The organism is Microbacterium azadirachtae (assembly GCF_000956545.1).
Taxonomy (GTDB): domain Bacteria; phylum Actinomycetota; class Actinomycetes; order Actinomycetales; family Microbacteriaceae; genus Microbacterium; species Microbacterium azadirachtae.
Map to the genome: position 1 here is coordinate 1 of NZ_JYIT01000049.1, position 21,909 is coordinate 21,909.

The 21,909-nt window shown below is 72.6% G+C and carries 18 protein-coding genes and 1 pseudogene; 10 read left to right on the plus strand and 9 right to left on the minus strand.

Annotated elements, in window-relative coordinates; all coding sequences use genetic code 11:
• A pseudogene (locus RL72_RS19335) lies at positions 1–132 on the minus strand (putative PEP-binding protein); the annotation flags it as partial.
• 109 nt (positions 133–241) lie between these two features.
• Positions 242–892 (minus strand): HAD-IA family hydrolase, encoded by a 651-nt coding sequence (locus RL72_RS01850; RefSeq protein WP_045249105.1) that lies wholly within the window; start codon positions 890–892, stop codon positions 242–244.
• A 101-nt stretch (positions 893–993) separates the two neighbouring features.
• Between RL72_RS01850 and RL72_RS01855 the strand changes: the two genes are divergently transcribed.
• From RL72_RS01855 to RL72_RS01865, 3 genes are all read left to right on the plus strand, one after another.
• Complete coding sequence (locus tag RL72_RS01855) at positions 994–2,139, plus strand: DUF998 domain-containing protein (RefSeq protein WP_045249106.1); 1,146 nt, start codon at positions 994–996, stop codon at positions 2,137–2,139.
• Between the two features lie 125 nt (positions 2,140–2,264).
• Positions 2,265–3,689: an aldehyde dehydrogenase family protein gene (locus RL72_RS01860; protein ID WP_045249126.1), complete on the plus strand. Its 1,425-nt coding sequence runs from the start codon at positions 2,265–2,267 to the stop codon at positions 3,687–3,689.
• Positions 3,690–3,692: 3 nt separating this feature from the next.
• Positions 3,693–5,192 (plus strand): GMC family oxidoreductase, encoded by a 1,500-nt coding sequence (locus RL72_RS01865; protein ID WP_045249107.1) that lies wholly within the window; start codon positions 3,693–3,695, stop codon positions 5,190–5,192.
• Between the two features lie 19 nt (positions 5,193–5,211).
• On the opposite strand, the gene RL72_RS01870 is transcribed toward RL72_RS01865, so the two are convergent.
• Entirely contained in the window at positions 5,212–5,811 is a 600-nt protein-coding gene (locus RL72_RS01870; RefSeq protein WP_045249108.1) for a TetR/AcrR family transcriptional regulator, read from the minus strand.
• A 219-nt stretch (positions 5,812–6,030) separates the two neighbouring features.
• Between RL72_RS01870 and RL72_RS01875 the strand changes: the two genes are divergently transcribed.
• Genes RL72_RS01875 through RL72_RS01895 form a run of 5 tightly spaced genes read left to right on the plus strand, consistent with a single transcriptional unit; the run spans position 6,031 to position 11,745 of the window.
• Positions 6,031–7,035: an ABC transporter substrate-binding protein gene (locus RL72_RS01875; protein ID WP_045249109.1), complete on the plus strand. Its 1,005-nt coding sequence runs from the start codon at positions 6,031–6,033 to the stop codon at positions 7,033–7,035.
• Complete coding sequence (locus RL72_RS01880) at positions 7,032–7,823, plus strand: ABC transporter permease (RefSeq protein ID WP_248700340.1); 792 nt, start codon at positions 7,032–7,034, stop codon at positions 7,821–7,823. Before RL72_RS01875 ends, RL72_RS01880 begins: the two co-directional genes overlap by 4 nt.
• A complete protein-coding gene (locus RL72_RS01885) occupies positions 7,820–8,656 on the plus strand; it encodes an ABC transporter permease (protein WP_082071956.1) in 837 nt (278 codons plus the stop codon). The genes RL72_RS01880 and RL72_RS01885 overlap by 4 nt, the downstream gene beginning before the upstream one ends.
• Positions 8,653–9,435: an ABC transporter ATP-binding protein gene (locus tag RL72_RS01890; protein ID WP_052674121.1), complete on the plus strand. Its 783-nt coding sequence runs from the start codon at positions 8,653–8,655 to the stop codon at positions 9,433–9,435. The genes RL72_RS01885 and RL72_RS01890 overlap by 4 nt, the downstream gene beginning before the upstream one ends.
• Positions 9,436–11,745, plus strand: coding sequence for an arylsulfatase (locus RL72_RS01895; protein WP_045249110.1), 2,310 nt, complete (start codon positions 9,436–9,438; stop codon positions 11,743–11,745).
• Positions 11,746–11,754: 9 nt separating this feature from the next.
• On the opposite strand, the gene RL72_RS01900 is transcribed toward RL72_RS01895, so the two are convergent.
• Positions 11,755–12,450: a winged helix-turn-helix transcriptional regulator gene (locus tag RL72_RS01900; RefSeq protein ID WP_045249111.1), complete on the minus strand. Its 696-nt coding sequence runs from the start codon at positions 12,448–12,450 to the stop codon at positions 11,755–11,757.
• Positions 12,451–12,570: 120 nt separating this feature from the next.
• Between RL72_RS01900 and RL72_RS01905 the strand changes: the two genes are divergently transcribed.
• Entirely contained in the window at positions 12,571–14,049 is a 1,479-nt protein-coding gene (locus RL72_RS01905) for a DHA2 family efflux MFS transporter permease subunit (RefSeq protein WP_248700341.1), read from the plus strand.
• Positions 14,050–14,205: 156 nt separating this feature from the next.
• Here RL72_RS01905 and RL72_RS01910 read toward each other — a convergent pair whose 3' ends face one another.
• The 4 genes from RL72_RS01910 to RL72_RS01925 all read right to left on the minus strand — a co-directional run bounded on the left by RL72_RS01910 (position 14,206) and on the right by RL72_RS01925 (position 18,862).
• The gene (locus tag RL72_RS01910; protein WP_045249112.1) at positions 14,206–15,378 is read right to left on the minus strand and encodes an acyl-CoA dehydrogenase family protein; all 1,173 of its coding nucleotides are present in this window, start codon (positions 15,376–15,378) and stop codon (positions 14,206–14,208) included.
• Positions 15,375–16,658, minus strand: coding sequence for a beta-ketoacyl-[acyl-carrier-protein] synthase family protein (locus RL72_RS01915; protein ID WP_045249113.1), 1,284 nt, complete (start codon positions 16,656–16,658; stop codon positions 15,375–15,377). Before RL72_RS01915 ends, RL72_RS01910 begins: the two co-directional genes overlap by 4 nt.
• Entirely contained in the window at positions 16,655–18,166 is a 1,512-nt protein-coding gene (locus RL72_RS01920; RefSeq protein WP_045249114.1) for a class I adenylate-forming enzyme family protein, read from the minus strand. The genes RL72_RS01915 and RL72_RS01920 overlap by 4 nt, the downstream gene beginning before the upstream one ends.
• Before the next feature lie 114 nt (positions 18,167–18,280).
• Entirely contained in the window at positions 18,281–18,862 is a 582-nt protein-coding gene (locus RL72_RS01925; RefSeq protein WP_045249115.1) for a TetR/AcrR family transcriptional regulator, read from the minus strand.
• Positions 18,863–18,971: 109 nt separating this feature from the next.
• On the opposite strand from RL72_RS01925, the gene RL72_RS01930 reads away from it, so the two are divergent.
• Positions 18,972–20,219, plus strand: a complete 1,248-nt coding sequence (locus tag RL72_RS01930) for an FAD-dependent monooxygenase (protein ID WP_045249116.1) — start codon at positions 18,972–18,974, stop codon at positions 20,217–20,219.
• A 42-nt stretch (positions 20,220–20,261) separates the two neighbouring features.
• Here RL72_RS01930 and RL72_RS01935 read toward each other — a convergent pair whose 3' ends face one another.
• Positions 20,262–21,908, minus strand: a complete 1,647-nt coding sequence (locus RL72_RS01935; protein WP_045249117.1) for an amidohydrolase — start codon at positions 21,906–21,908, stop codon at positions 20,262–20,264.
• Position 21,909: the final 1 nt, after the last annotated feature.

Consider the following 21,909-nt stretch of genomic DNA (forward strand, 5'->3'; position numbering starts at 1 on the left):
GGCGACCCGCAGCCCCCGCACGCCGAGCGCCGGGTTCTCCTCGTCCGCGCCGGTCGCGAAAGGGAGGGGCTTGTCGGATCCGGCGTCGAGCGTGCGCACCACCACCGTGCGTCCGGCGAACGGCGCTGGCACGCCGCGGAGGCCGCGCTCGGCGCGCCGACCGCCGTCGAGGCTCGCGCGGCCGCGGCCGCCGTGCTCGGCTGAGACCCGGGGCGCGCTCTGAACTCCGCTCCGAGCGCGGTCAGTCGAGCGTGAGCAGGAAGCCGTCGCCGTCGGGGGTGATCGTGACGTGCGTGAGGTCGGCGACCACGGCGTCCGGGGCGTGCGCCGCGGATCCCGTGCCGACGCCGATGACGCGCATCCCCGCCGCCTGAGCGGCCTGGATCCCCGCCTCCGAGTCCTCGAAGACGAGGCAGTCGGCCGGATCCACGCCGAGCCGCGTCGCGCCCAGCAGGAAGCCCTCCGGATCCGGCTTCGAGGCGGAGACGAACTCGGCGGTGACCGGCCCGTCCGGCACGTCGAGGCCCGCCGCGCCCATGCGGGCCCGCATCAGCCGGTCGTCGGCCGAGGTGACGATCGCGTGGGGGAACGGCGCCAGGGCCTGCAGGAACGCCGCGGCACCGGGGACCTCGACGACGCCGTCCACGTCGCCGCTCTCCCGCTCGAGCATGGCCTGGTTCTCGGCCAGGTTCTCCTCGTGCGGGCGGTCGGGGAGCATGATCGCCATGCTCTGGTGGCCCTGGCGCCCGTGCACGACGCTCAGCACGAACTCGGGATCCAGCCCGTGGGGCTCGGCCCAGGCCAGCCAGAGACGCTCCACGACGGCGGTGGAGTCGACGAGCGTGCCGTCCATGTCGAGCAGGGCGGCGCGGGCGCGGAAGGTCTGGGTCATGCTCCCAGGCTATCGGGGCAGCGGCGGACGGATCGTGGTGCGGTCTCGACGCTCGTCGTCGCCGCGCGCCTAGGGTGGACGTGACAGGGAGGGCGGGGCGAATGCGAAGCGAGTGGGACCGGCTGATCAGGCGTCTGCGCGAGGCGCGCGCCGCGGCGACGCTGCACCAGATGCGGGAGACCGACGCCCTGCTGACCGGGGCGATCGCGTTCGTGCTGGGCTTCCTCGTCGCATCCGTCGTGTTCTGGAACCGCACGCTGTCGATCACCGGTGCCTGGTCGGTCGGCGAGGTCGCCGCGTGCGGCGGTGCGGCGGTCGCGCTGCTGAGCTTCCTCGCGGGGCGCATCGGCCTGCGCCTCGAGGCGGTCGAGGCGCCGGAGAAGCGCGACCCGGACGCCGCGAACGACGGGTTCGCGGCACCCGGTCAGCGGCTGCGCTGGTACGAGCTGATCGCGATCGCCCTCGCGCACGCCGCGGTCGCGCTGCTCGCCTGGTTCGGCCTCGCCGCGCTGCTCGAGGCCGGCTTCCGCGACGCCCCGGTGTTCCCGTTCCCTGGCGCCGTGCTCGTCGCGGTCGCGCTCGCGCTCACCGGCTACGTCTGCTATCTCAGCGCGATCGCGCTGAGCCCCACGTCGATCTCGCTGATCCTCGCGGTCTACCTCGTGATCGGGGCGCTCACGGCGATGCTCGAGGCGTCGGATCCGCACTGGTGGCGCGACAACCTCTCCGCGCTGGGCATGTCCAGCAACGCGTCCTCGCCGGCCTTCAACGGCACCCTCATCGTGGCCGGGGTGATGGTGACCACGATCGCCCGCTACGCCACCGCGGCCCTGCCGGTGCCGGAGCCCCGGGACGAGCGCGGCCGCACGATCGTGCGCGTCGGCCTGATCCTCATCGGCGTCCTGCTCGCGCTGGTGGGGATCTTCCCCGTGGACCGCTTCTTCCTGCTGCACAACACGGTCGCCACGGGCATGGCGGTGTGCTTCGCCGGGGTCGTGATCGCGCTGCCGTGGCTCCTGCGCCGGATCTCGCGCGTGTTCGTGGTGCTGGGCTGGGTGTACGTGCTGGTCATCGCGCTGCTCGGGGTGTTCTTCGCGACCGGCTACTACAACCTCACCGCGGTGGAGCTCATCGCCGCGGTGCTGATCTTCAGCTGGATCATCGTGTTCCTGCGCACGGCCGGCGCCGACCACGGCGCGTGGGACGCGGACCGCGACCGGCACGGCGAGGCCGCCGCGCGGACCTGAGCCGGCGGATCCTTCGCGGCTGGACGAGCGCCGTGCACTGCATGACAAGTCCGGCCGATGCTCCCCGCCGAGAATGGGAGGACGCATCGTCGTCCGCACACTCGAAGGAGAGACCGATGACCGACATGTCCGCCGCGTCCGCGCTGCTCGACCGCATCCAGGCCCCCGAGGGCAGCGGCCGGGAGATCCCCGACGCCGCCACGCGCGAGGTCATCGGGCGTGCTCCCGTGCAGACCGTCGCCGACCTGGACGACGCGATCGCCCGCGCCAAGGCCGCCCAGCCCGGCTGGGACGCGCTCGGCCACGCGAAGCGCAGCGAGCTGCTGCTCGCCGCGGCCGACGCCATCGACGCGCACGCGGAGGAGCTCGCCCACCTGCTCTCCCGCGAGCAGGGCAAGCCGCTGAACGGCCCGAACGCCCGCTTCGAGCTGGGCGCCTGCACCGCCTGGCTGCGCACGAACGCGACCACGGTGCTGGAGCCCGAGGTGCTGGTCGACGACGAGAACCTGCACGCCGAGCTCGTCTACAAGCCGGCCGGCGTGGTGGGCGCGATCGGTCCGTGGAACTGGCCCCTCATGATCACGATCTGGCAGATCGGCCCGTCCCTGCGGATGGGCAACACGGTGGTCGTCAAGCCCAGCGAGTACACGCCGCTGAGCGTGCTCGCGATGCTCGCCGTGATGAACGACGTGCTGCCCGCCGACGTGCTGATCGGCATCTCGGGCGACCGCGAGGTCGGCGCGCGGATCGCCTCGCACCCGGACATCGACAAGATCATGTTCACCGGATCCACCGCGACGGGCCGCAAGATCATCGAGAGCTCGGCCGGCAACCTCGCGCGCCTCACGCTCGAGCTCGGCGGCAACGACGCCGGCATCGTGCTGCCGGGGACCGACCCGGCCGCGATCGCCGAGGACCTGTTCTGGGGCGCGTTCATCAACACCGGCCAGACCTGCGCGGCGATGAAGCGGCTCTACGTGCACGACTCGCTCTACGACCAGGTGGTCGACGCGCTCGCCGGCATCGCCGCCCAGGTGCCGATCGGCAACGGCCTCGACGAGGGCAACGTGCTGGGACCGCTGCAGAACAAGCAGCAGTTCGACATCGTGTCGCGCCTGGTCGAGGACGCGAAGGCGCGCGGCGCCCGCATCGTCACCGGCGGCGAGGCGGCTCCGGAGCTCGGCGAGCTCTTCTACCGCCCCACGATCGTGGCCGACATCCCGAACGACGCCGCGCTCGTGCAGGAGGAGCAGTTCGGGCCGGCGCTGCCGATCATCCGCTACTCCGACGTGGACGAGGCCTTCGCGCTCGCGAACGGCGTGGACGTGGGGCTCGGCGCCTCGGTCTGGTCGAGCGACCCCGAGGCCGCGCGCGAGGCGGCGACGCGCATGCAGTCCGGCACCGTGTGGATCAACTCCCACGGCGGCCTGCACCCGATGGTGCCCTTCGGGGGTGTGAAGAGCTCGGGCTACGGCCTCGAGTTCGGCGTGGCAGGGCTCAAGTCGGTCGGCGTGCCGCAGGTCGTCTCCGGACCCGGCCGGAAGGGCTGAGGCGTGTCCGACGCGACCGGGACGCGCTCCGTCCTCGTGGTGGGAGCCGGCACCGCGGGCAGCATCGTCACCCGGCGTCTCGTGGACGCCGGGTGGGACGTGACGCTCGTCGAGGCCGGCGGCTACGACACGAACCCCGCGATCCACGACCCGTCCCGGGCGGGCGAGCTGTGGCACGCCGCCGAGGACTGGGACCTGTTCACGGTGCCGCAGGAGCACGCGGCCGGCCGCCGCCTGCACCTGCCCCGGGGCAAGGTCACCGGCGGATCCCACGCGCTCAACGCCATGATCTGGGTGCGCTGTGCGGCGAGCGACTTCGACGGCTGGGAGGCCGCGGGCGCGACCGGCTGGGGGTGGGCGCAGGTCGAGCCGGTGTACGCGGCGATCGAGAACGACCTCCTCCCGGTGACCGGCGACTACCCGCTCGTGCCGATCCAGCAGTCGATCATCGACGCCGCCGTCGAGGAGGGGCTGGAGCACAACCCCGACTACAACGGCGGCACGCTGGACGGCGTCTCGCAGGAGCAGGTCACGATGCGCGACGGCCGTCGCGTGAACACCTGGATGGCCTACGTGCGGCCGATCGAGGAGGCGCCGAACCTGCGCATCGTCACGGGCGTCGAGGTCGAGACCGTGATCGTGGAGGACGGCGCCGCCGTGGGCGTGCGTCTGAGCGACGGATCCGAGCTCCGCGCGGACGAGGTGATCCTCGCCGCCGGCGCCCTGGGCAGCCCCGCGATCCTGCTGCGCAGCGGCATCGGACCGCGGGAGGAGCTCGAGGCGCTCGGGATCGGCGTGGTCCGCGACGCCCCGGCCGTCGGGGCCGATCTGCACGATCACCTGCTCTCACCGGTGATCTTCACCACCGACCGGCCCGTCGGCGCGCCGCAGCCGGGCGTGTCCGTGACGCAGACGCACCTGTTCTGGCGCTCGCGCGACGACCTCGCCGAGCCGGACACTCAGCCGATCCACTTCTCGGTGCCGATGTGGGGCGAGCTGGAGCCGCGCCCCGGCGCGCACGGCCCCGGCGACGGCTTCACGCTCATGGCCGGGCTGGTGACGCCCTACAGCCGCGGCACGCTGCGGCTCTCCGGGCCGTCGGCCGCCGATCCGCTGCTCATCGATCTCGCCGCCCTCGAGGACGACCGCGACCTGGCAGCGCTCGCCGCATCGGTGCGTCAGGTGCGGCGGATCGGTGCGCGTCCGGCGCTGGCCGACGCCTGGGGCGCGGTCGAGGCGTACCCGGGGCCGGAGGTCTCGGACGCCGATGTCGAGGACTGGGTGCGCCGCACCGCGATCACGTACCACCACCAGGTCGGCACCTGCCGGATGGGGTCGGATCCTGCGGCGGTCGTGGATCCGCGTCTGCGCGTCAAGGGGGTCGCAGGGCTCCGTGTGATCGACGCCTCGGTCATGCCCACGATCACGACCGGCAACACCAACGCCCCCGCGGCGGTGATCGGCGAGTTCGGCGCTCGGTTCGCACTCGAGGACGCGGTCTAGTGTGCGGCGGCCGGGATCGTCAGCGGTCCCGGCCGCGCAGCTCCGCCAGCAGGGCCTGCAGCCCGGCCTCGATGCGCTCGTCGCCCGCGGCCTCGGGCAGCAGCACCGACACCATCTGCCACCCGGCGTTGCGCGAGGCGACCTCGCCGACCGCGGTGTCGATGTCGATGTGGGCGGCGAGCTCGCCGTCCTCCCGGGCCTCGACGAGGAAGCGGCGGAACTGGTCCCGCCATCTCTGGTTGTTCTCGCGGTGGATCTGGGTGACGCGGGTGTCCTGCGAGGCGTGGTCCCAGAAGGCGATGACGACGCGGGCGTACTTGGGACCGAGCTCGCCGAACGGCAGGATCTCGCGGCACATCTGCTCGAGGGCGTCCAGCCCCCGCTTGCCCGCGACCTCGGTGAGGATCCGTCCGTTGGCCTGCACGTGGAGGCGCACGAACGACGCCGTCAGCAGGCTCTCCTTGGTGGGGAAGTAGCGGGCGATGGCGCCGTGGGTGTACCCGGCCTCGGCCGCGATCTGACGCATCGTGAGCCGTTCGAAGCCCTCCCGGGCGATCACCTTCGTCGCCGCATCCGCGATGTGATTGCGGCGTTCGTCGTGATCAACGATCTTGGGCACGTCCGTCCTCCTCCGATGCTGATGATCCTAGGACCGGTACGGGGGAGCACCATTCCGCCTTGCGTATCCACGTGGACACGTAAGATTCGGAAACATCTTGACAAGAGTAACTCCTTGCTGGATATTTAAGTGACCAAGTGGTGATTAAAGACGATGAAGTCGCACCGCAGCGACGCCTCCGATCCGAGATCCCCTCCCTCGCTCTGACAGGAAGCACACATGCACATCACGCGCGCACTCCGTGCCGTCGCCGCGGTCGCCGCCGTCGGCGCGGCCGTCGCCCTCTCCGGCTGCTCGTCCTCGTCCGGGGGTGCCGAGCCGGGCAAGAAGGGCGATCTGACCACGGTCAAGGTCGCCACGATCGGACTCACGTCCGACGGCAGCCTGCTGACCGGCATCGCCAAGGGGTTCTTCGCCGACGAAGGGCTGAAGATCGAGACGTCGATCGTCGCCAACCCGCCCGCGGGCCTCGCCGCCGCGCAGAGCGGCCAGGTCGACGTGGCGTACTCGCCGAGCATCCCGCTGCTGAACGCGCTCAGCCAGGGCGTGAAGATGAAGGTGATCGGGGCCGCAGACGGCTACCCCGACACGGCCACGAGCGCGGCGGATCCGGCGAAGTACGACGACACCGGGCTGTTCGCGAGCAAGGCCAGCGGGATCACCTCGGTCAAGGAGCTGGCCGGCAAGACCATCGCGATCCCGGCGCGCAAGGCGCAGCTCGAGGTGGTCATCGCCGAGCAGCTGAAGAAGAACGGCATCGATCCCGCGACCGGCGTGAAGTGGGTCGTGCTGGACTTCACGTCCGCGGTCGCCGCCCTCAAGAGCGGCAACGTGGACGCCGCGGGCCTCGTGAGCCCCTTCACCGCGCAGGCCGCGGCCGACGGCGGACCGCAGCTCGCGGCCCCCTCTATCGGGTTCTTCGAGACCGGCGCCACCGGGCTGTGGACCGCGGGCGAGACGACGATCCAGTCCAAGAAGGACGTCATCAGCGCCTTCCAGCGCGCGATCGTGAAGTCCAACGAGTACGCCACGGCACACCCGGAGGAGGCCATCACGGCGGGTCTCGCGTACACGAAGTCGAAGCTCTCGGTCGCCGAGGTCAAGGTGCCGGTGTGGCCGACCGCGGTGGCCCCGGAGGATCTGCAGCGCCCGGACGACAAGATGGTCGCCCTCGGGTTCCTGAAGAAGCCGGTCGACCTCTCTGGCGTCATCCTGGCGAAGTGAGACCCGTGAACCGTTCCCGGATCCTCCCCGCGCTGCTCGGCGCCGCGGGCGCGCTGACCGCCCTCGCGGGGTGGCAGCTCGCGGCGACCGCCGGCCCGCTGGCCGGCGCGCCGCTGCCCTCCGCGCTCGAGGCGCTGGGTGCGGCGGGCCGGCTGCTGGGGACGCCGCCGCTGTGGCAGGCGACGGCGGACACCCTCGTCATGGCCCTCACCGGTCTCCTGGCCGCAGCCGTCGTCGGCGTGCTGCTGGGCATCGCGATCGGATCCTCTCCGCTCGCCATGCACGCGACCAGGGTGCCGCTCGAGTTCCTCAAGCCCATCCCGCCGATCGTGATCCTCCCGGTCGTGGTGCTGGTGCTGGGTCCGACGGCCGGCATGGGGACGTTCCTCGTGTTCTTCGGCTCGTTCATCGCGATCTCCGTGCAGTCCTCGGCCGGCGTCTTCGACACCGACCCCGTGGCCCGCGCGACCGGCGCCTCCTACGGCATGGGGCGGGCGGAGATCCTGGCGCGCATCGTGATCCCCAGCGCCCTGCCCTACATCGGCACGGCGCTGCGGGTCGCGGCACCGACATCGCTCGTGATCGCGGTCGTCGCCGGCCTCCTCGGCGGGGGACCGGGGCTCGGGCAGAGCCTGCTCATGGCGCAGATCTCGGGGAACCAGGCGGATCTGTTCGGCATCGTGCTCATCCTCGGCGCCCTCGGGCTGCTGATCCAGGGCCTCAGCCAGTGGGCGGAGCGGCGCCTGCTGCACTGGCACCCGCAGTACCGGAAGGCGGAGATCGCGTGACCCTCACCACCTCGGTCCAGACCGGCGCCCGGCTCCGGCGCGGCCGTCGCGTCAGTGCCGCACCGCGCTGGCTGCTCATCCTCGTCGAGGTCGCCGTCCCGGTGCTGCTCATCGCGCTGTGGTGGATCGTCTCCGCGGGATCGACGAACACGTTCTTCCCGCCGCTGTCGGCGATCGTGTCGCGCCTCGGCGAGCTGCTGACGACCCCCGCGTTCCTCGGCGACATCGGCCTGTCCGTGCTGAACCTCGTGCTGTCGTTCCTGATCGCGACGGTCGTCGGGGTGCTGCTGGGCTGCGCGCTCGGCCTGATCGCGCCGCTGAGCTGGTTCGTCGAGCCGACGATCCACTTCTTCCGCGCGATCCCCCCGGTGGCGCTCGTGCCGATCTTCGTGTCGCTGCTCGGTTTCGGCAACGGCACGCGCATCCTCTCGATCTCGCTCGCCGCGCTCTTCCCGATCCTGATCTCGACCATCGACGGCGTGCGCGCCGGCGAACCCACCCTGCAGATGGTGGGGAAGGTGTACCGGCTCACCCGCGCGGAGCGGCTGTTCCAGGTCACCCTGCCCGCGGCGAGCCCCCGGATCCTGTCCGGGATGCAGGTGAGCCTCATCACCGCCTTCGTCGTCATGATCGCGAGCGAGATGCTCGGCTCGTCCGCGGGTCTCGGCGCCGCGACCCTCCTCGCCCAGCAGTCGTTCGCGATCGCCGACATGTGGGCGGGGATCATCGTCCTCGGCGTGCTCGGGTACCTGTCCACCGCCCTGTTCGTCCTGTTCCGCCGCGCCGTCCTGCGCTGGTACATCGCCTCACAACAACTGGAGAAGAGCGAATGAGCATCACCGCCGTCCCCCGACTCAGCGTGCAGGGCCTCGCGAAGACCTATCGGACCCGGAGCGGCGACGTGCCCGTCATCGCCGACCTCACGTTCGACGTGTCGGCGGGGGAGGTGGCCTGCATCGTCGGTCCCTCCGGCATCGGGAAGACCACCCTGCTCAAGTGCCTCACCGGCCTGCAGCCGATCACCTCGGGGTCCGCGCGGATCGACGGCGTGGAGATCGACGGGCCGCCCGAGGAGATGGCGCTCGTGTTCCAGGAGTACACGCGCTCGCTCATGCCCTGGCTCACGGTCGAGAAGAACGTCCGGCTGCCGCTGCGGCACCTGCGGCTGAGCGCCGCCGAGCGCGAGGAGCGGATCACCGCGGCGCTCGCCGCCGTCGGGCTCGCCGGCGCGGGGGCCAAGTATCCCTGGCAGCTCTCCGGAGGCATGCAGCAGCGCGTCGCGATCGCCCGGGCGATCGCGTACCGCCCCGAGGTGCTCGTGATGGACGAGCCGTTCGCCTCGGTCGACGCGCAGACCCGCTTCGAGCTCGAGGACCTGTGCCTGCGGATCCGCGAGCAGTTCGGCATGACGATCCTGATCGTCACGCACGACATCGACGAGGCCGTCTACCTCTCCGACCGGGTCATCGTGCTCGGAGAGCGGCCCGCCCGGGTGACCGAGATCATCGAGATCGACTTCGGCGGCCCTCGCGACCAGCTCGAGACGCGGGCCACCGCGGAGTTCGCCGAGCTGCGCACGCGGATCTTCGGGCTCATCCGGAAGGCGGGCTGAATGGATCGCGCAGCGCGCGGGTACGAGGGCTTCGCGGGGCGCGTCGAGGAGTTCACCTCCGCGTCCGACCCCGCCTGGCGCGTGCGGCCGACCGCCCCCGAGGGGGCGCCGAACATCATCGTCATGCTCGTCGACGACCTCGGCTTCAGTGACCTGGGTCCGTTCGGCAGCGAGATCCCCACGCCGTTCATCGACGGCCTCGCCGACGAGGGCTGGGTGTTCACGAATTACCGCACGGCGCCGATGTGCTCACCGGCCCGCGCCGCGCTGCTCACCGGGCTGAACCCGCACCGGGCGGGGTTCGGGTTCGTGGCGCACATCGATCCGGGCTACCCGGGGTTCGCCTGCGAGCTCCCCGCCGCGGCCCCCACGCTCGCGGAGTCGCTGAGGGCGGGCGGATACGCGACCTTCATGGTCGGCAAGTGGCACCTGACCCTGGAGTCGCGGCTGCACGACGGGGCGGACCGGTCGTCCTGGCCGCTGCAGCGGGGCTTCGACCGCTACTTCGGATCCATGGACGGGTTCACGTCGCTGCACCATCCGCATCGTCTCGTGCAGGACAACTCCGTGGTCGACGTCGCCGAGTTCCCCGACGGGTTCTTCCTCACCGACGAGCTGACGGACCGGGCGATCGCGATGGTCGACGAGCTGCGCGTGAACGATCGCCGCAAGCCCTTCTTCCTCTACTACGCGCACACTTCGGTGCACGGGCCGATCCAGGCGAAGGCGGAGGACATCGAGCGCCACGGCGGGCGGTACGAGCGCGGCTGGAACGCGCTGCGCGAGGAGCGCTTCGAGCGCCAGCGCCTCCGCGGCATCGTGCCCGCGCACGCGGAGCTGCCCGGCGACGCCCTCGCGGACGGCGACCGGATCCCGCACTGGGACGATCTCAGCGCCGAGGAGCGCGCCCTGTTCGCCCGCCATATGGAGGTCTACGCCGCCGCCGTCGACGAGATCGACCAGAGCGTGGGGCGCCTGCTCTCACGTCTCGACGAACTCGGCGAGCGGGAGAACACGATCATCGTGATCGCGAGCGACAACGGCGGCACCGCCGAGGGCGGCCCGACCGGGACGCGCAGCTACTTCGCGCAGTTCGGTCTGCACGGCGCGGTCCCCGACGGCTGGGTGAGCGACGTGCCGCGCGACGTGTCGGAGATCGGCGGGCCCCGGCTGTACGGCCAGTACCCGACAGGGTGGGCGCGGGTGTCGAACACGCCGTTCCGTTCCTTCAAGTCGAGCACCTACGAGGGCGGCGTCCACGCCCCGCTGGTCATCTCCTGGCCGGCGGGAGCAGGATCGCCGGGGCTCCGCGACCAGTTCGTCTTCGTGTCGGATCTGGCCCCGACGCTGCTCGAGCTCGCGGGCGTCGCCCGCCCTGCGCAGTGGAACGGGATGGCCGCGCCCGAGGTGGACGGCGGCAGCATCGCCGAGGTCCTCGCCGACCCGGCCGCACCGGGCCGGGCGCAGCAGTACTTCGAATGCGTGGGTCGTCGTGCGCTCGTCGACGGCGAGTGGAAGGCGGTCTCGCCGATCCCTCCGACGCCCGGGCAGGGCGCCGCAGGCGGCGCCTGGGAGCTCTACCACCTGCCGAGCGATCCGACCGAGACGCGGGATCGCGCCGCGCACGAGCCCGACCGCGTGCGGGAGCTCGCGGAGCGCTGGCGCCACGAGGCGTGGCGCAACACGGTCTTCCCGCTCGACGACGACGGCACCCTGTTCTCTGTGCGGCCCGCCAGTGAGGCGCCGCTGTCGGAGCCGGTCGAGCTCGTGCCGTTCCGCCCGCCGCTGGAGCGGTTCCGCTCCGCGCGCCTCACGGTGCTGCGCTCGTTCGACGTGCACGCCGAGCTGCACCTGGAGCGCGGCGCGGAGGGCGTGCTCCTCGCGCACGGCGACCAGGGCGGGGGATACCTCCTGGCGCTGGACGGCGACGAGCTGCTGCTCTCCTACAACGCGTACGGCGCGATGCGCCGGGTCCGCACGACCGCGCCGGGGCCGGGGGCCTGTCGCATCGAACTGCGCGCGCGCGCGGCGCTCGGGTTGCGCTGGAGCTTCGCGGTCGATGTGGACGGCGTGGAGCGGGTACGCCTCGACGACATGCCGATGCTGGTCGGCATGGCGCCCTTCACCGGCATCAGCGTGGGCTACGACTACGGCGGCCCCGTGGACTGGGAGCTCTCCGAGCGGCATCGCTCCTATCGCTTCCGGGGCGGCAGGATCACATCCCTGCGCTACGTGCCGGGTGAGGCCTCGCCCGAGGATGCGACCGTGCTGCGGGCGATCGAGCGGGAGATGCGCGACCTGGTCGACTGACGGACGGCCTCAGCCCGCGGCCGATGCGGCGGGCTGAGGCTCCGCGACGTTCGCGCTGTACGGCACGTGCAGGGCCTGGGCGAAGCGCTCGAAGAGCGCCGGATCCCCCTGGATCTGCACGACGCCCGTGGCGAGGGCGTCCTGCGGGCTCAGCGTGCCGGCGAGCAGGTTGCGGATCCCCGGGCCCGCCACGATCTCGAGATCCGGATCCTCGAGGAGCCCGGGATCGGCGGTGACCCTGCCGTCGCGCATGACGACGTGCGTCTCGATGTCGCCGACGCGCACGTTGTAGGTCGTGTCCCAGTCGGAGGGCACGACGCCGTCGCCCGCGGCCACGCGGAGCGCCGCCGTGATCGACGACGTCGTCACGATCTCGCCCTCGCGCGGGGTGCGCATGCCGCCCGCGCCCCAGCGCGACAGCGCGTCGAGCGCCGGTCCGAGCTCCTGCCCGCGCGGGGTGAGGGCGTAGACGACGGAGCGCTCCGCGCCCGCGGGTGCCGCCCTCTCGACGATGCCCTCGTCCTCGAGCTCCTTCAGGCGCGACGCGAGTGTGTTCGTCGGGATGCCCGGCAGCCCGGCCACGAGGTCGGAGTAGCGCCGCGGTCCCACGCTGAGGTCGCGGAGGATCAGCAGCGTCCAGCGCTGCCCGACGATCTCCGCCGCACGGGCGAGGCCGCAGAACTGGCCGTAGTGCTGATTCGTCATGGATCTCAGATTACCACTTGACTTCACTATTTGCAGTGTGCTTTATTTTTTGCAGTAACCCGGAACCGGGGCCGCTCACAGAGGCACCAGCTCGCATCCGCAGCACTGAAGGAGAAGGACATGACCGCCACGATCGCCCCGGCCGAGGTCGACGCCTCGACCGCCCCCGACTCCGCGCTCGAGGCGCGCAACCGCACGGCGCTGCGCCTGCTCCTCGCCGCCGTGTTCGTCGTGTTCCTGAACGAGACGATGATGGCCGTCGCGCTGCCCCGCATCCAGGAGTCCCTGCACATCGACGCCACGCGCGGGCAGTGGCTCACCACCGCGTTCGCCCTGACCATGGCGGTCGTCATCCCGACCACCGGCTGGCTCATGCAGCGCCTGCGCACCCGGGCCGTGTTCACCGTCGCGATGTCGAGCTTCCTCGTCGGCACGGTCATCGCGGCCGTGTCGCCCGTGTTCGAGATGCTCGTCGTCGGACGCGTCGTCCAGGCCATGGGGACCGCTGTGATGATGCCCCTGATGATGACGACCGTGATGACGATCGTCCCCGCCGCCGAGCGCGGCCGGGTGATGGGGCGCGTCTCGATCGTCATGTCGGTGGCTCCCGCCGTCGGCCCGATCGTCTCGGGCGCCCTGATCCAGGTGCTGCCGTGGCAGGGCCTGTTCTGGGTGATGCTGCCCATCGCGCTCACGATGCTGGCCATCGGCATCCGCCGGATCCCGAACGTCTCCGAGACCCGCGCCGTCCCGCTGGACGTGCTCTCCGTCGTGCTCGCCGCGATCGCCTTCTCGGCGCTGGTGTTCGGCCTCAGCCAGATCGGTGCGGCGGCGGTGGGCCAGGCGGCGCTGCAGCCGTGGATCCCGATCGTGCTCGGTCTGGCGACGCTGGGCCTGTTCGGATGGCGTCAGCTGGTGCTGCAGCGCACCGATGCGGCGCTGCTGGACCTGCGCACCTTCCTCTCGCGGGACTTCGCCGTCGCGGTCGCGATGATGACGGTCAGCATGGTCTCGCTGTTCGGCGCCTTCATCGTGCTTCCCCAGTTCGCGCGGTACACGCTGGGCCTCGACCCGCTGTGGGTGGGCGCGATCCTGCTCCCGGGCGGGCTGCTGATGGGCCTGGCGGGTCCCACCGTCGGGCGGCTCTACGACCGCTTCGGGCCGCGTCCGCTCGTGATCCCCGGCTCGCTGGGCCTGGCCGCATCGCTGTGGACCCTCGCGCTCGGGCTCGGCGAGCACTCGTCCTGGGTGGTGCTGCTGGGCGCCCACATCGTGCTGATGCTCTCGCTCGCGTTCCTGTTCACGCCGGCGTTCAGCTCCTCGCTCGGCTCGCTCGCCCCGCACCTCTACTCCCACGGCAGCGCCACGATCGCGACCCTGCAGCAGGTCGCCGGGGCCGCCGGCACCGCGATCTTCGTCGCCCTCTACGCCACGGGCGTCGCGGCGACGGGAGCCGCGAACCCGGAGCTGCCCTCGCCGGCGGCGGCCGCGCACGGCTCCCACCTCGCGTTCCTCGCCGGAGCGATCCTGTCGTTCGTCGTCATCGCGCTCGCCCTGTGCGTGCGCCGGCCCGCGGCCGCGCAGGCCGAGGAGCACTGACCGGGACAGCCGTGACACAGCGCAGGAAGATGGCCCCGGAACCTGGTTCCAGGGCCAACTTCCTGCGCGTCCTCCTGCGTTGTGTTCCGGAGGTGCTGGGCTACCCGGATCCGGAGATGCTCGGAGGCGCACCGGATCGGGGCTCGGCAGCCGTCCTCAGTCGTCCAGCAGCGCGGCGGCGAACATCGGGCGGGCGGCGTCGGCGCTCGGCGGATGGAACAGGCCCGCCGTCGCGTCGCGGTACAGCCGGCTCAGCTCATGGCCGTTGTCGAAGCCGGCACCGCCGGTGCACAGGAGGGCGGCTTCGGCGGCACGGCGTGCGGCGGTCGAGGCGTTGAGCCGTGCGCTCACCAGCAGCAGCGGCCAGCGCGCGCCGTGATCGACGAGCTCGTCGAAGTCGCGGCAGTACGCCTCCAGCTGCGCGGGCACCGCCAGGTACTCGAGGTGCGCGTCGGCGAGGCGGGTGCGCGACTCGGGCACCTCGGCATAGGTCGTGCCGGACTTCGCGGAGCGCCGCTTCTTGAGGCCGGCCGCGCCGAGTTCGAGCGCGCGAGCGGCGACCCCGGCGTAGACGGATCCGATGAGCAGCTGGAAGTTGCTGGTGATCGCGAACGTGAGCAGATCCGGAACCCGCCCCACGGCGATGCGGCGGTTCACGCGCGCGGGCTCCATGCGCACGTCGGTGAGGATGGTCGCCCGGCTCTGCGACGCCCGCATCCCGAGCACGTCCCACTGGTCGGACACGGCGATCCCATCGGCGTCGCGCTCCACGAACCCGTAGACGAGCATCGGGTTCTCCGGATCCGTGTCGTCCCTGCCGTGCGTGATCAGGCGCGTCCAGACGGGCGAGAGGGAGGTGAAGATCTTGACGCCGGTGAGCAGGTAGCCGCCGTCGGGCTGCGGGGCGGCGGTCGTCCGGGAGTCCTGCATGACCCAGTCGTTCGACGGCTCGCTGATCCCGAAGGCGAAGACCTCGCCCGCCATCGCCTCGGCGAACACGACGTCGAGGGAGTGGTCGCCGCGGTCGGCAAGCGCCTTCGCGACCCCGGTGCACATGAGGTGCATGTTCACCGCGAGCGCGGTCGCGGGGGCGGCGGTCGCGAGGCGCTGCTGCAGGTGGGAGACCTCGTCGAGGCTCAGCCCGGGGCCGCCGTGCTCCTCGGGCACGAACAGAAGCAGGTAGCCGCGCTCGGCCAGCTCGGCGAAGTCCTCGTCGAAGAACCGGTTCTCGCGGTCGTACACCGCGGCGCGCTCGCGGAACCGGTCCAGGAGGTCGTCGGGGAGATACCGGTCGGCAAGCTCGGCGCGGCGGGTGAGACGGTCGGTCATCGTGCCTCCAGGGGGTGTTCGAAGATGAGGGCGCCGTTGTGGCCGCCGAAGCCGAACGACGGCGACAGCACCCGGCGCAGTACCGCGGGACGGGCCTCGCGCACGACGTCCCAGTCGTCGAACTCCGGATCGTCCAGGTTGATGGTGGGCGGGATCAGGCCGGTCTGCAGGGTGCGGATCGCGAGGACCGCCTCGACGGCCCCCGAGGCGCCCAGCAGGTGCCCGGTGCTCGACTTCGTCGCCGTGATCGGGATGCGCCGGGCGCGCTCGCCGAACACGGCGGCGTAGGCGGCGAGCTCGGCCGCGTCACCCGCCGGGGTGCCCGTGCCGTGCGCGTTGATGTGGTCGACGGACGCGGGGTCGTCCGGATCCTGTCCGGCGTCCGCGAGCGCGGCGGCGACGGCCTGGGCCGCGCCGCGGCCCGCCGGATGCGGCGCCGTGGGGTGGTGGGCGTCACTGGCCTCGCCGAACCCGGCCACCGTCGCGAGCGGTGCGGCTCCGCGCTCCCGGGCGACATCCTCCGCCTCGAGCAGGAGCGCGGCGGCGCCCTGCGCCATGACGAAGCCGCGCCGTCCCCGGTCGAACGGTCGGCTCGCGGCGGTCGGATCCTCCTCGTACCCGCTCGCGAGCGCGCGCAGGTTCGCGTTGGAGGCGAGGTTCACCGGATTCAGGCAGTCCTCCACGCCGACCACGAGCACGGCGTCCGCATAGCCGTGCCGGATGCGGCGCAGCGCCTCGCCGATCGCGATCGCGCTCGAGGCGCAGGTCGCGGTCACGCCGTGCGCGGTGCCGCGTGCGCCGTAGCGCTCGCTCAGCAGCGCGGCCGCCGCGTCGGGCGCGCCGTGCACGACGAGGCTCACGGGGACACCGCGCGGGCCGCGGGCGTCCAGCGCGCGGGTCGCCGCCTGCATCTGGTCGATCGGGCCGGATCCGGTCCCGACCAGGATCGCGGTGCGGGCGGGATCCCACGGCAGCGCGGCGCCGTCGCGGAGGCGCACGGCGTCGACTCCGGCATGCGCGAGCGCCTGGTCGGCGGCGCCGACGGCCCAGAGCTGGGACGGGCTGAGGCGTCGTGCGAGCGGGGGGTCGACGATGCCGGTGCCGTCGAAGCCGACGATGCGCCCGCCGATCCGCACCGCGAGGCCGGCGAACTCCGGCGCGTCGAGGGCGACGACGGCGCTGCGCCCGGTCGACGCGGCCTCCCAGAGTGCGGCGACGTCGAGGCCGCTCGGCGTGACCGCGCCGAGCCCGGTGACGACGACGCGCCGCCCGGTCGTCACAGCCGGATCCCTTCGCCGTCGGCGAGGAGGGCGGCCGTCGCCGGCCGCCGGATCTTGCCGCCGGCCGTGCGCGGCAGCCGGTCGAGCAGATACCATCGCCGCGGCACGAACTGCGGGGCGAGACGCGCGCGGGCCCAGGCCTGCAGCTCGGCCTTCGACGGGGCGGACCCGCCCTCGATCACCAGCGCGACGACGTTTCCGAGCCGCGGATCGGGCAGCGCCACCGCGCACGCCGTGCCCAGCCCCGGCATCGTGTCGAAGGCGCGCTCCACCTCGGGCAGTGAGACCTTGTGGCCGCCGGTCGCGACGACGTCGCCCGCGCGTCCGGCCAGCTGCAGCCGGCCGTCGACGATCCGCGCCAGATCGTGCACGGTGGCCCAGCCGTCGGGGCCCCGCAGCGCGGCGTCGGTCGTCGCGGCGAGGTAGCCGTCCGAGCACGCGGCGGCGCGGATCCACAGCGTGCCGAGCTCGCCGTCGGGCACGCGCGCGCCCGTGTCGTCGCGGATCTCGGCCAGGATCCCGTCGTAGACGTCGAGGAGAGTGCCGTCGCCGCCGCGGCTGTCGCCGATGAAGCCGATCTCGGCCGCGCCGTAGTAGCTGATCAGCCGCACGTGCGGGAGCACGGCGGCGAGTCCGTCGCGCAACGCTGTCGGAAGGTTCGCGCCGCCGGTCACGACCAGCTCGAGGGCCGAGAACGCGCCCGGATCCCGCCGCGCCGCGTCGATGAGCACCTGCACCACGGCGGGCACCGCGACGATCCGGGTGATGCCCTCGGCGGCGACGCGCGACGCCAGCCGGGCCGGGTCGAACGCGTCGGCGAGGTGGGCGCCGCCCCCGGTCGCGAGGCATTCGATGAGGGCGTAGAGCGTGAGGCTGTACGACAGCGGGCCCGGCGCGAGGGTGCGCACGCCCGGGAGGGGCTCGAGGTGTGCACTGGAGACGGCGACGTTCGCACGGTACTGCCGGCGGGTCTTGAGGAAGGCCTTGGGATCGCTCGTGGTGCCCGAGGAGAACAGCAGCAGGAAGGCCTCATCGGCGTCGCGCACGGTCGGCGGCTCGGCGGGGGTCGCTGCGGCCTCGCGGTCACGGAACTCGTCGAGTGCGAGGACGGTGCCCGTCCACCCCGCGTCCCGCAGCGCCGGCGCGAGGGCGGGGTCGTCGCCGATCACGAGCCCGATCCCCGCGGCGGTCACGACGTGCACCCGGTGCGCGAGCGGCCACTGCGGATCGATCACGGCCGAGACGGCGCGGTAGCCGGCGAGCCCCGCGACGATCCGCGCGGCGTGGAAGGCGCTGCCGACGCTGACCGCCGTGACCGGGATGCCGTCGGTCTCCGGCGCGGGCTGCGGAGGAGCGTCCTGCGCGCGGTGCGCGGCGTCGACGACGGCGAACACGCGGCGCGAGTCCTCGACGAGGCCGGCGTAGTCGAGAGCACCGTCGGCGCCCACGATGGCGGGCTGCGCGGGGCGCTGTGCGGCGGTGGAGAGCACGGTCCTGGTGATCGGCATGCCCCACCCTTCCGTGACGCGGGCACGGCCGGACCGGATCCGGCTTCCCGGTCCAGTGTATGACCGGCCGCCGGACCCCGGCCTCGGGGCCGAGCCTACGGAGCTCGGGCCGGGTCAGCCCGAGTGCGCCTCGTCCTGCAGCAGCGCGACCGCCGACGCGAGGGTGTCACCGTCGGGGATCCGCCCCTCGGGACTCAGCAGCCAGAGGATCCCGAGACCCTGGGAGAGCACGAACTCCAGCTGGGCCAGTGCGAGCGCCTGCTCGGGGGAGAGGTCGGGATAGGCCGCGACGAGGCCCTCGGCGACGCCCCGGTACCCCTCTTCGACAGCCGCCTGCATGCGGGTCAGGGCGGCCGGATCCCGCATCATGCGCACCGCGTTCTCCATGCTGGCCAGCAGCGTCTCGCGGTTCGCCGCGAACACGTCGGGCATGCGGTTCCACAGGGCGGCGAAGGCCTCGAGGCGAGGGAGGTCCTTCGCCTCGAGGATGGCGGCCTCCATGCCGTCGCCGATCCCGGTGCCGAGCGTGTCGAGGAGCGCTTCGGTGACGAGCTGATCCTTCGAGCCGAAGTGGTAGCCGATCGCCGCGAGGCTGACGCCGGCCGCCTGGGCGATGTCGCGGGCCGTGGCGTTCGCGACGCCCCGCTCGACGATGACGCGGCGGGCCCCGGCGAGCAGATCCTCACGATTTCCCATACCGCCATCCTAGGCGCGTCTTAGACGCTTGTACTAGACAGTCGTCCCAAAGGCGTGTATACATACGTCTTAGACAAACGTCTAAATCACCTGCACCGAGGAGAAAGCCATGTCCGCACCCCACGTCCTCATCTCCGGCGGCGGCATCGCCGGGATCGCCACGGCCCTGCAGCTCGTCCGCGGCGGGATCCGCACCACGGTCGTCGAGCGCGCGCCCGAGCCCCGCCCGGGAGGCCAGGCCGTCGACCTGCGCGGCGCGAGCCGCGAGGCGGCGGAGCGCATGGGGCTGATGCCCGGCATCGATGCCCACCGGCTGCACGAGAAGGGGATGGTCTACGTCGACGGTCACGGGCGCCCCTACGGGCGCATGCCGGTCGCGCTCTTCGACGGGCGCGGCGCGGTCGCGGATGTGGAGATCGCCCGCGGCGATCTGAACCGGGTGCTCCTGGACGCGCTCGCGGCGGCCGCCGCCGAGGCTCCGGGACTCCTCTCGCTGCGCTACGGCGACCGGATCGAGGCGCTCGCGCAGGACGACGCCGGTCTCGAGGTGCGCTTCGGGTCGGGCGGCGCGGAGCGCTTCGATGCCGTGCTCGGCGCCGACGGGGTGCACTCCGCCACCCGGCGGCTGGCCTTCGGGCCGGAGGAGCGGTTCGCCACGCGGCTCGGCGGCTATGCGGCGTTCTTCACGATGCCGACCCCGGCCGGCATCGAGGACGGCTGGTTCTCGATGCGGATCGTGCCGCGTGCGATGCTCGGGATCCGTCCCGACCGGGATCCGGCCACGGCGAAGGCGATGCTCACGCTGCGCGTCGGCCACGACGCGGCGCTGCGCGGGGACCGCGCTGCACAGGAGGCGCTGATCCGCCGGCTCCTGGCGGATGCCGGCTGGCAGGCGCCCGCCGTGCTCGCGGCGATGGGCGACGCCGCGGACTTCTACTTCGACGAGCTCGCGAGGGTCGATGTGCCGGACGTCGCGAACGGCCGCGTCGCGCTCGTGGGCGACGCCGGGTACTGCGGAACCCCGCTCAGCGGCATGGGCACGGCCATGGCGCTCGTGGGGGCGTACGTGCTCGCCGGCGAGCTCGTGGACGCGCACGCGGAGGACGTGCCCGCGGCGCTCGCACGCTATGCGCGGCGGATCGAGCCGTTCATCGCCGACGGCAAGAAGATCCCGTTCGGCAGCCTCGAGCGCGCGGTCCCCCGCACGAGCACGGGCGCGGCGCTGGGCCGCCTCACGACGCGCATCATGCTCTCCCGGCCGCTGCGGCCGCTGATGCAGCGCGCCTTCGCCGAGAACGCGACCGACGCGCTGCCGCTGCCGGTCGCCGGCTCCGACGCGGCCCTCGCGACGGCCTGAGAACGGACTCCGTGCAGACTGTGCGGCGGTGCGCGCCCCCGGTCAGCGTGCGGCGTAGACCTCGCGGCCGGCGAACCAGGTCGAGAGCACGCGGGCGTCGATGATGGCGTCGGAGGGGCCCGAGATCGCGTCGCGATCGAGCACCACGAAGTCGGCCGATTTGCCGGGCTCCAGGGATCCGGTCTCGGCACCGAGGCCCATCGCGACGGCGGCGTTGCGGGTGAACACCTGCAGCGCCTCCTCGGCGGTGATCGCCTGCTCGGGCCACAGCGTGCCGGGCGCGCGCCGCAGCGGGTCGGCGCGGGTCACGAGCCCCTGGATGCCCTCGAGCGGGTTCGGCGATTCGCTCACCGGCCAGTCCGATCCGCCGGCGACGAGAGCGCCGGCGTCGATGAGGGCGCGGTTCGGCTGCGAGTGCTCCGCCCGCTCGCCGAGCACCTCGGTGAGCATCTGGGGGATGACGCCGGGGAACCAGATGAACGGCGAGATGTCCGCGACCACGTCGAGCGCGGCGAGGCGGGGGATGTCCTCCTCGGCGAGGAACTGCCCGTGCGCGATCTGGATCGGGGTGGTGAAGCCCTCGGCGCGCAGCCGCTCGGCGACGTCCAGCACGAGCCGGGCGGATCCGTCGCCGGTGCAGTGCACCTTGGCGCCCAGGCCGCGCTCGGCCACCTGTCGCAGCCACCCGTGCAGCTCGTCGGCGGTCATCGTGGTCTCGCCGTGGAAGTGCGCCCCGTGGGCCGCATCGGGGACGTACGGCTCCAGGAACGACGCGGTGCGGGCGGGCGGCACCCCGTCGAGGAAGATCTTCACGAAGTCGGGCCGGTGGTGCGCGGTGCGGAACTCCTCACCGCGGGCGATGAGGGCGGATCCGATCGGATCGAATCCGAAGATCTCATCGTTGACGAGCAGCGACGAGACCACCCAGGCGTTGAGCTCGCCGGTCGTGTCGAGGCCGCGGAGGGCATCGAGGATGTCGGTGGAGACGCCCGCGTCCTGGAACGCGGTGATGCCGTAGCTGTTCGCGAGGTGCACGCCGTGCGCCGAAGCGGCCCGGTGCTGCGCGGCGGTCAGGCCGCCCGAGCGGTCGTAGGCCTCCTGCACGGGGATCCCCGCGGCTTCGAGGAGGACGCCCGTGGGAGTGCCGTCCTCGGCGTCGAGGATCGTGACCCCGCCCTCCGGGATCGCCTCTGCGGTGATCCCGGCCAGCTCGAGCGCGCGCGTGCTCGCCCAGCGGTTGTGCCGCGAGTCCTCCGCGATCACGACCGGGCGTCCGCCGGCGGCCTCGTCCAGCCGGAGGCGCACGGCCGTGCTCTGCAGCGACGGGAGCATCGTGCTGGCGACGACGCCGCCGATGATCCAGGCGTCCTGGGGAAGGGTGGCCGCCTTCTCCCGCACCCGGTCGAGGATCTCGTCGAGCGTGAGCGACGGCGGCAGGGACAGCTCGAACAGCTCCGTGCGTCCGGCGAGGGCGTGGTGGTTGTGCACGTCGACGAAGCCGGGGTAGACCGCGGCCCCGCCGAGCTCCAGCACCCGGGTGCCGTCGCCGCGCAGGGCCTCGACCTCGGCGCGGGTGCCGATCGCGGCGATCCGTCCGTCGCGCACGGCGAACGCCTCGGCGGTCGGCCGGGCGGCGTCCAGGGTGCGGATCGTCCCTGCGACGACGATGAGCTCGGCGGGGGCGGTCATG